The following is an 8,820-nucleotide window of genomic DNA, read 5'->3' as shown; positions in this document are numbered from 1 at the left end:
GGAGAGCGCAGCCCTGAGCCGAGCAGCCATGGCCTGGGCGACCCGCGCCCCGTGGTGCACGAGCGCGGGATCGTCTTCAACGACCTGCACGTCTTCAACATCATGGTCGGCCCCGACGACGAGTCGGTGTTCCTCATCGACTTCGAGGCGGCCGCCCCCGTCGAGGAGAACGGCCGTCAGGTCGTCGCCCACCCCGGCTTCTTCGCACCGCAGGACCGCAGAGGCGTCGAGGTGGACCGCTATGCGCTGGCGTGTCTGCGGCTGGCCCTCTTCCTGCCGGTGACCACGCTCTTCGTCGTCGACCGGGGCAAGGCGGCGCATCTCGCGGACGTGATAGCCGGTCAGTTCCCCGACGTGCCGCGCGCGTTCCTGGACCAGGCGGTCACGGAGATCACCCGGGGCGCCCCGGCCGCGCGTCCGGTCGTACCGGCCGACTGGCCGCACAGCAGGGACTCCATGGTCAAGGCGATCCTGGCCGCCGCCACACCCGAGCGCGACGACCGGCTCTTCCCCGGCGACATCGCCCAGTTCGGCGACGGCGGCGGGCTCGGCCTCGCGCACGGCGCGGCCGGGGTGCTGTACGCCCTGGACCGGGCCGGCGCCGAACGCTACGACGAGGGCGAGCGCTGGCTGCTCGACCACACGGCACCGCCGCCGCCCGGCACCCCGCTCGGCCTGTACGACGGTCTCGCCGGCGTCGCCCACGTCCTGGCCGGACTCGGCCACCGGCAGCGCGCCCTCGACCTCACCGCGGGCATCCTCCGGGAGAACTGGCGCAACCTCTCCTCCGACCTGCACGGCGGCCTGGCCGGTCTCGGCCTGGTCCTCGACTCCCTGGCCGACTCGACCGGCGAGCCGGAGCTGCGCGAGCGGGCCGCGGAGGCCGCCGAGGTCCTCGTACGACGGCTCGCCGAGCCCCTGCCGGACACGCCGGGGCGGCGCGCCGGGCTGCTGCGGGGCGCGACCGGGCCCGCGCTGTTCCTGCTGCGGCGGTACGAACGCACCGGCGAGCCCCGGCTGCTGGCGGCGGCCGGTGCCGCACTGCGCCGGGACCTGGACCGCTGTGTGGTGCAGAAGGGCGGCGGCCTGGACGTCGACGAGGGCTGGCGCACCCTGCCCTACCTCGGCGACGGCAGCGTGGGGATCGGCATGGTCCTCGACGACTGGCTGGCCCACGGCACCGACGAGGACGGCACCTTCGCCGCCGCCCGCTCCGCGATCCTGATCGCCGCCACCTCACGCTTCTACGCCCAGCCGGGCCTGTTCCAGGGCCGGGCCGGGATGGTCCTGCACCTCGCCCGCACCGGTGCCGACCCGGCGCGGCTCGCCGCCCAGGTCGACGGGCTCGGCTGGTTCGCGATGGCCTACCAGGGCCAACTCGCCTTCCCCGGGCACCAGATGATGCGGCTCTCCATGGACCTCGGCACCGGAACCGCCGGGTGTCTGCTGGCGCTCACGGCCGCCCTCGACGGCGACCGCGCCGCCCACCTGCCGTTCCTCCCGCCGCCACCGGCGGCCCCAGAACGCGGCTCCGCTCCGACGGAGTCGTGACACAACCCGTCCCCAACAACACCGGGGGGACCGCTCGGTCCCCGGAAAGGACACACCATGGCACTTCTCGACCTGCAGACGATGGAGTCCGAAGAGCGTCACGACGGCGGCGGTGCGAGCACGGTGAGCCTGTTGTCGTGCGTCTCGGCGGCGAGCGTCCTGCTCTGTCTCTGACCGGCACCGCGAACCGGGCTCCGGGCGGCCCCCTCCTTCGGGAAGGGGGCCGTCCGGGGCCTTCGCCATATCAGCTTCGCCGATACCGGCGCCGACCCGAGGGCTGGGCGTGATGACGACACCCGCGCACCGTGATCCGATGCGCAGCGCCCTGCGCCACGCCGGGGTGCGCTGCGCCGCGCTGTGCGCCGTGAGTACGGCGGCCACCGCGGCGGCCCTGGCGCTGCCCGCCGTGCTGGGCCGTGCCCTGGACCTGCTGCTGACCGGCGACCCGGCGGCCGGGTGGGTGGCGCGGGCCGCCGCTCTGGTCCTGCTGCTCGCCGTGCTGGACGGCGCCGCGAGCGTGCTCGCCGGGACCGTCGACGCCCGGGCCACGGCCGGACTGCGCAAACTGCTCACCGGGCGGGTGCTCGCGCTCGGGCCCCGGGCGGTGGCCCGGTTCGGCGCCGGGGACCTGGTCGCCCGGCTGGTCGGGAACGCCGCGCAGGCCGGGACCGGTCCGGCCGCCCTCGCCGCGCTGCTCGCCGCGCTGGCCGGGCCGCTCGGAGGAGTGGTCGCGCTCGTTCTCATCGACCCCTGGCTGGCCGCCGTGTTCCTGGCCGGGGCACCCGTACTCGCCGTACTGCTGCGGGCGTTCACCCGGGACACTTCCGCGTGCGTGGCCGAGTACCAGCGGGTGCAGGGCCGGATCGCGGCCGCGCTGGCGGAGGCGGTCGACGGCCACCGGACGATCGCGGCGGCCGGCCTCCAGGACCGGGAGACCGCCCGGGTGCTGCGACCGCTGCCCGAACTCGCCCGCGCCGGGCACCGGATGTGGCGGGTGCAGGGCCGGGCCGCCGCCCGGGCGGTCACCGTGGGCCCGCTGCTCCAGCTGGCCGTCGTGGCGGTGGCCGGTCTGCTGCTCGCCCGGCACCGGATCTCGGTCGGCGAGGTACTGGCCGCCTCCCGCTACGCCGTCCTCGCGACCGGCGTCGGCGTCCTGGTCGGACAGCTGGCCGCGCTCACCCGGGCCCGCGCGTCCGCCGGGCGCCTCGGCGAGGTCACCGCGTGTCCCGTGCCCGTGCACGGCAGCCACCCGCTCCCGCCGGGCCCCGGCCGCCTGGAGTTGCGCGGGGTGACGGCCCGCCGGGGCGGCCGCGCCGTGCTGGACGGAGTCGACCTGAGCGTTCCCGGCGGCACCGTGCTCGCGGTCGTCGGGCGCTCCGGAACGGGCAAGTCCCTGCTGGCCGAACTGGCCGGCCGGCTGACCGACCCGGACGCCGGGGAGGTGCTCCTCGACGGCGTGCCGCTGCCCGCCCTCCCTCGTGACGACCTGCGCCGGGCCGTCACCTACGCCTTCGCCCGCCCGGCCCTGCTCGGTACGACCGTCGAGGACACCATCGCCTTCGGCCGCACCGCCCCCGCCCCCGCCGGGATCCGGGCCGCCGCCCGCAAGGCCCAGGCCGACGCCTACGTCCGCCGGCTGCCCGACGGCTACGCGACCCGGCTCGCCGACGCCCCGCGCTCCGGCGGCGAATCCCAACGCCTCGGCCTCGCCCGCGCCTTCGCACACCCCGGCCGGCTGTTCGTCCTCGACGACGCCCTCTCCAGCCTCGACACGGTCACCGAACACCGCGTCACCCGGGCCCTGCTGGCCCCCGGCCCGACCCGCCTGATAGTCGCCCACCGGGCGGCGACGGCGGCCCTCGCGGACACGGTGGCCTGGCTGGCCGGGGGACGGATACGGGCCCTGGGCACGCACACGGAACTGTGGCGGAATCCGGAGTACCGGGCGGTGTTCGGGGAGACGGGGGCGACGGACGGGAAGCAGGCACTTGCGGGACCGGGGGAACCGGGGCAGGGCGATGCGGGGCAGGTTGGCGCGGGCCAGGGCGACGCGGGGCAGGGCGACGCGGGGCAGGGCGACGCGAACCAGATCGGCGCGGGCCAAGCCGACACGGGCCAGGGCACTGCGGGCCACGGCGATATGGGAGGAGCGCCGGCCGGGCGGGCCGACGCACAAGCAGGCGTGGAACAAGGGGACTCCGGGCACGCAGCCGCGGGGCAGGGGGCGTGGGGCTCTGCGGTGATGCCGGGCGGAAGCGAGGTCGTCGCCCCCGCGGGGCCGGAACGGGCGGCCGGCGGGGCGCCTGCCCCCGGGGCGGGAGGGGGGACGGCATGAGGGCCCGGCGGCGGGAGACGCGGGCGCTTCTGCGGGTGCGCGGTCCGGTGCTGGTGCGGCTCGCCCTGTGGTCGGTGCTGGAAGCCGGGCAGACCTTCCTGCTCGGGTACGCCCTGGCCCGGGCGCTGGACGCCGGGTTCCTGGCGGGGGACGTGCGGACCGGCCTGGCGTGGCTCGCGGCGGCCGGGGGTGGGGTGGCGGTGGGGGCGTACGGGACCCGGCGGGTGTACGGCGTGGTCGCCGATCTGGTCGAACCGGTCCGGGACCGCCTGGTCGCGGGGGTGGTCGCGAGGGGGGTGCGGGACGCGGACCGGGGTGCGCTGTCCGGGCTGACCCAGCAGGCGGAGATCGCCCGGGACACCCTCGCCGGCCTGGTGATGGTGTCCCGTTCGTTCGTGTTCACGGCCGTCGGCGCCCTCGTCGGGCTGTGCACCCTCGCTCCCCCGCTGCTGCTGGTGGTCGGCCCGCCGCTCCTCGCCGGCCTGGGCCTGTTCGCGGCGACACTGCGCCCGCTGGCCCGCCGCCAGGAGACCTTCCTCGTCGCGGACGAGGCCCTCGCCGCCGAACTGGGCGAGGTGTGCCCGGGGTTGCGGGACGTCACGGCGGCGGGCGCCGAGCAGCGGGTCGCCGCGGACGTCGGGAAGCGCGTCGATTCCGAGTACCGGGCCGCACGGGCCCTGGCCCGCTGGAGCGTCGTACGGGTGGCGGCCCTGGCCGTCGGCGGCCAGCTGCCCCTGGTGCTGCTGCTCGCCACCGCGCCCTGGCTGCTCCGCCACGGCGTGACCCCGGGCGCCCTGGTCGGCGCGCTCGCCTACGTCACGCAGTCCCTGCTGCCCGCCCTGCAGAACCTCGTGCACGGCCTCGGTACCAGCGGGGCCCGCCTCACGGTCGTCCTGCGCAGGCTGCGCCCGCCCCTGCCACCGGAGACCACCCCGTCGCCCAACGGCCCCGGCGACCCGGCCGACTCCGGCGCTTCGGCGGCGCCGCCGCGGTCCCCCGCCGACGCCGCCGAAGCCGACGCCCCGGCCCTCACCCTCACCGCCGTCACCTTCGCCTACGGCCCGGCGAGCACCCCCGTCCTCGACGGTCTCGACCTGAGCGTCCCGCACGGCGGTCATCTCGCCGTGGTGGGACCGAGCGGCATCGGCAAGTCGACGCTCACCGCGCTGGCCGCCGGCCTGCTGGACCCGGTACACGGTGAGATCCGGGTGTGCGGCCACCCCGTGCCGGGGGCGCGGGCCGCCGCGCTGCGGGTGCTGATCCCGCAGGAGGCGTACGTCAGCACCGGCACCCTCGCGGAGAACCTCGGGCTGCTGCGCCCGGACCAGGTCCCCGAGCGCGAGCTGCTGGCCGCGGCCGAGGCGGTCGGGCTCACCCCGCTGCTGGAGAGGCTCGGCGGACCGGACGGCCCGGTGCGCCCGGCGGTGCTGTCGGCCGGTGAGCGGCAGCTGATCGCGCTCACCCGCGCGTACCTCTCGCCGGCCCCGCTCGCCCTTCTCGACGAGGCCACCTGCCATCTCGACCCGGCGGCCGAGGCCCGCGCCGAGCAGGCCTTCGCGGCGCGGCCCGGGGGCACCCTGGTGGTCGTCGCGCACCGGATCGACTCGGCGCGGCGCGCCCGGCGGATCCTGGTGATGGACGGTCCCCGCACGGTGTACGGCACCCACGAGGAACTGCTGCGCACGTGTGCGCTCTACCAGGACCTGGTGGCACCCTCACGCAGCCCTGTCCCATAGCCGTGTCCCGTAGCCCTGCCACCCCCGCCCCTCTCAGAGCCACCCCTCGCCCTGGGAGATCCGGATCGCGTCGACGCGGTTGCGGGCTCCGGTCTTGCGGGTGATCGCCGCCATGTAGTTGCGCACCGTCCCGTTGGACAGGTGCAGGCTCCCGGCGATCTCGGCGATGGACGCCCCGCCCGCCGCCAGTTCCAGCACGCTCAGCTCCCGCCGGGTGAGCGGGATCTCGGCGGCCTTGAGGAAGCCGAAGCCCAGCGAGTCATCGACGAAACGTTTCCCCTCAGCGGCACGCCGAATCGCCTGCACCAGCCTCTCCGGCGCGCCCTCCTTGTCCACATACCCGAGCGCCCCCGCCTCGGCCGCTCGTTTCAGCAGGCCCGGCCTGTTCGCACCGGCAAGCACGACCAGCCTCGGCACCGGCGCGCCCACCTCGGCCGGGCGCAGGTCGCTCAGCGGCGGCACCCCGTACGTGCCGGAGCTGTCGAGGTCCGCCGCGCACACGTCCGGCCGCTCCGTCCGCACCCGCCTGCGCGCACTGTGCCACGGCGTGTCGTCCACGCGGAGCTCCGGTTCCCCGCGTAACCACTCCGCCAGGACCGATCTCACCAGACATGTGTCGTGCACCAGAAGTACCCGGATCAACGTCGCCCCCCTCAGCCGCGGCCCTGCTTCGGTTCATCCGTGCAAGGTGTTGAACGCGTGCCCCATTGTTGGCGTACTCCACCACTCGTGGGCGCGGAGTTCCGGCCAACAGGGTGCGCGGGGGCGCACGCCCGGCGCCCGGTCACCCCCGCGCGCTCCGACTGCGGGGGAATGTGCCGGGGCGAACGGGGTAAGGGCGACGGCCGACCGCACGGCCGTGTGCCCGCTCTCGCCGTGCGCCCGTCGCCGCCACGAGGGAGCCTTGGTCCCGAGGACCTGACGCGCGGCCGGACGAGGAGGTGGGCGGGCGTGTCCGACGGGATGGGGGCACCTCCCGCGCAGCCGGAACCGGACGTGGGCGAGCAGCCGGCCGGCGACATCCCGGTCGGCCGGCCGCTGCTGTCGTTGGCGCTGGCCGCCACGATGGAGCAGGTCCAGGCGCACTCGGGCGCGGTCTACCTGATGGCGGCCGACGAGCCGATGCTGGAGATGGCGGTGATGGCGGGGCTGCCCCGGGCCTTCGCGGCCCCCTGGGAGCGCATCGGGCTGAGTACGCCGATCCCGGTGGCGGAGGCGGCGCGCGAGCGGCGGCTGGTGTGGGTGGGCGGCGAGGAGGACATGGCGCGCCGGTACCCGCGCGTCGCGGTGGTGCTGCCGTATCCCTTCGCGCTGGCCGCGGTGCCGCTGGTGACCGCGGACACCGTGTACGGGGCGATGTTCGTGACCTGGCCGGGCGCGCATCCGACCGTGCTGTCCGACCGGGAGCGGGAGGCGCTGACGGCCGCGGCCGAGCGGCTGGCGATCCGGCTGGACCGGGCCGCGCGGCAGCACCGTGCGCTGCGGCCCGAGCCGGATCTGCTGGCGACGTCGCCGTCGGGGGTGGCGGGCACGCTGGGCACGGTGGAGGCGGCACGGATGGTGGGGCGGCTGCCGTACGGGCTGGCCTCACTCGATCTGCACGGGCGGGTCTGCTTCGCCAACGCGGCGGCGGCCGAGCTGCTCGACGCTCCCGTGGACGATCTGCTGGGCGCCCAGCTGTGGGTCTCGGTGCCCTGGCTCAACGACCCGATGTACGAGGACCGCTACCGGGCGGCGCTGATCAGCCAGCAGGTGACGTCGTTCGTGGCGCTGAGACCACCGGGGGACTGGCTGTCGTTCCGGCTGTACCCGAGCACCAGCGGGCTGACCGTCCGGATCAGCCGGGCGCGGGCGGTCGCCGAGATGATCGGGGCGGCGCCGCGGGCCGACGCCGCGGCCGCCCCCCGGCTGGTCACCATCTCGCAGGTGCTGAGCCTGGCCGGGGCGCTCACCGAGGCGGTCGGGGTGCAGGACGTGCTGCAGCTGGTCGCGGACGAGGTCGCCCCGGCCGTCGGCAGCCAGGCCCTGGTGGTCCTCGGGTCGCGGGGCGGCCGGCTGCACGTGCTGGGGCACCGGGGCTACGAGGATCCGCACGTCGTGGAGCGTTTCGACGGCCTTCCGCTGGCCGAACGCACGCCCGGCACCCATGTCCTGAACACCGGTGTGCCCGGCTTCTTCGAGTCGCGGCAGCAGTTGGAGCGGCTGTATCCGGACCGGCACGGGCCGGTGGACGCCTTCGCCGCCTGGGCGTATCTGCCGCTGATCGCGTCGGGCCGGCCGGTGGGCACCTGCGTGCTGGCCTACGCGGAGCCGCACGTCTTCGCCGCCGACGAGCGGGCCGTGCTCACCAGTCTCGGCGGGCTGATCGCGCAGGCGCTGGAACGGGCCCTGCTCTACGACGCGAAGAACCAGCTGGCGCACGGTCTCCAGGCGGCCCTGCTGCCGCACTCGCTGATTCCGCCGTCCGGCATCGAGGCGGCGGCCCGCTACCTGCCGGCCATGCACGGCATGGAGATCGGCGGCGACTTCTACGACCTGGTGCCGACCCGGCCGCTGGCGGCGGCGGTGATCGGGGACGTCCAGGGACACAACGTGACGGCGGCCGGCCTGATGGGCCAGATCCGCACCGGGGTACGGGCGTTCACGACCGTCGGGCAGGCTCCGGAGGAGGTCATGCGCAGCACCAACCGGCTGCTCATCGACTTCGGCTCGGACCTGTTCGCCAGCTGTCTGTATCTGCGACTGGACCCGGAGCGGGGGCGGGCGGTGATGGCCCGGGCCGGGCATCCGCCGCCGTTGCTGAGACGTCCGGACGGGCGGGTCAAGGTGCTCGACCTGGCCGGGGGCCCGCTGCTGGGCATCGACGCGGGGGCGTCGTACCCGACGACCGAGGTGTCACTCGCGCCGGGCTCGGTGCTCGTCCTCTACACCGACGGGCTGGTGGAATCGCCCGGGGTGGACATCGAGGACGCGCTGGTGGACCTGGGGGAACTGCTCGCGGAGAGCGGCGACCAGCCCCTGGACAGGCTCGCCGACACGCTCGTGCGGCACAGTGCGGCGGCGCAGGAGCGTGTCGACGATGTCGCGGTGCTGCTGCTCAGGGCGCTGCCCGACGGCTGAGCTGTCGGAGCCCCGGGCGCCGGGCCGCGCCGGACACCGCGCGGTCCGGCCCTCCCGCCGGAGGGCCGGACCGTCCAC

At 75.9% G+C, this 8,820-nt stretch carries 6 protein-coding genes; 5 read left to right on the top strand and 1 reads right to left on the bottom strand.

Annotation, left to right across the window (positions count from 1 at the left end; genetic code table 11):
* The 4 genes from lanKC to ABZ646_RS33320 form a co-directional block, all read left to right on the top strand.
* Positions 1 to 1,551, top strand: a 1,551-nt coding sequence (gene lanKC / locus ABZ646_RS33335) for a class III lanthionine synthetase LanKC (RefSeq protein WP_360527265.1), incomplete at its 5' end; no start/stop codon positions are given.
* 57 nt (positions 1,552 to 1,608) lie between these two features.
* Positions 1,609 to 1,725, top strand: coding sequence for a SapB/AmfS family lanthipeptide (locus ABZ646_RS33330; RefSeq protein ID WP_046732101.1), 117 nt, complete (start codon positions 1,609 to 1,611; stop codon positions 1,723 to 1,725).
* A 112-nt stretch (positions 1,726 to 1,837) separates the two neighbouring features.
* Positions 1,838 to 3,886 carry an ABC transporter ATP-binding protein gene (locus tag ABZ646_RS33325; RefSeq protein ID WP_360527262.1) on the top strand — a complete coding sequence of 683 codons (2,049 nt, stop codon included), beginning with the start codon at positions 1,838 to 1,840 and terminating at the stop codon, positions 3,884 to 3,886.
* Positions 3,883 to 5,622: an ABC transporter ATP-binding protein gene (locus tag ABZ646_RS33320; RefSeq protein WP_360527259.1), complete on the top strand. Its 1,740-nt coding sequence runs from the start codon at positions 3,883 to 3,885 to the stop codon at positions 5,620 to 5,622. Before ABZ646_RS33325 ends, ABZ646_RS33320 begins: the two co-directional genes overlap by 4 nt.
* A gap of 33 nt (positions 5,623 to 5,655) precedes the next feature.
* Here ABZ646_RS33320 and ABZ646_RS33315 read toward each other — a convergent pair whose 3' ends face one another.
* Positions 5,656 to 6,264: a response regulator transcription factor gene (locus ABZ646_RS33315; RefSeq protein WP_360527256.1), complete on the bottom strand. Its 609-nt coding sequence runs from the start codon at positions 6,262 to 6,264 to the stop codon at positions 5,656 to 5,658.
* Between the two features lie 321 nt (positions 6,265 to 6,585).
* On the opposite strand from ABZ646_RS33315, the gene ABZ646_RS33310 reads away from it, so the two are divergent.
* Positions 6,586 to 8,742 (top strand): SpoIIE family protein phosphatase, encoded by a 2,157-nt coding sequence (locus ABZ646_RS33310; protein WP_360527268.1) that lies wholly within the window; start codon positions 6,586 to 6,588, stop codon positions 8,740 to 8,742.
* Positions 8,743 to 8,820 lie beyond the last annotated feature (78 nt).

The sequence above is a fragment of the Streptomyces sp. NPDC007162 genome (assembly GCF_040634175.1).
In the GTDB taxonomy this organism is placed as follows: Bacteria; Actinomycetota; Actinomycetes; order Streptomycetales; family Streptomycetaceae; genus Streptomyces.
The sequence above is the reverse complement of the archived record's forward strand: the minus strand, read 5'-3'. Positions and strand labels throughout refer to the sequence as shown.

Bases quoted from the DNA above. Each gene is read 5' to 3' on its own strand.
- ABZ646_RS33320 (WP_360527259.1), top strand. From the start codon at position 3,883: ATGAGGGCCCGGCGGCGGGAGACGCGGGCGCTTCTGCGGGTGCGCGGT.
- ABZ646_RS33310 (WP_360527268.1), top strand. From the start codon at position 6,586: ATGGGGGCACCTCCCGCGCAGCCGGAACCGGACGTGGGCGAGCAGCCG.
- ABZ646_RS33330 (WP_046732101.1), top strand. From the start codon at position 1,609: ATGGCACTTCTCGACCTGCAGACGATGGAGTCCGAAGAGCGTCACGAC.
- ABZ646_RS33325 (WP_360527262.1), top strand. From the start codon at position 1,838: ATGACGACACCCGCGCACCGTGATCCGATGCGCAGCGCCCTGCGCCAC.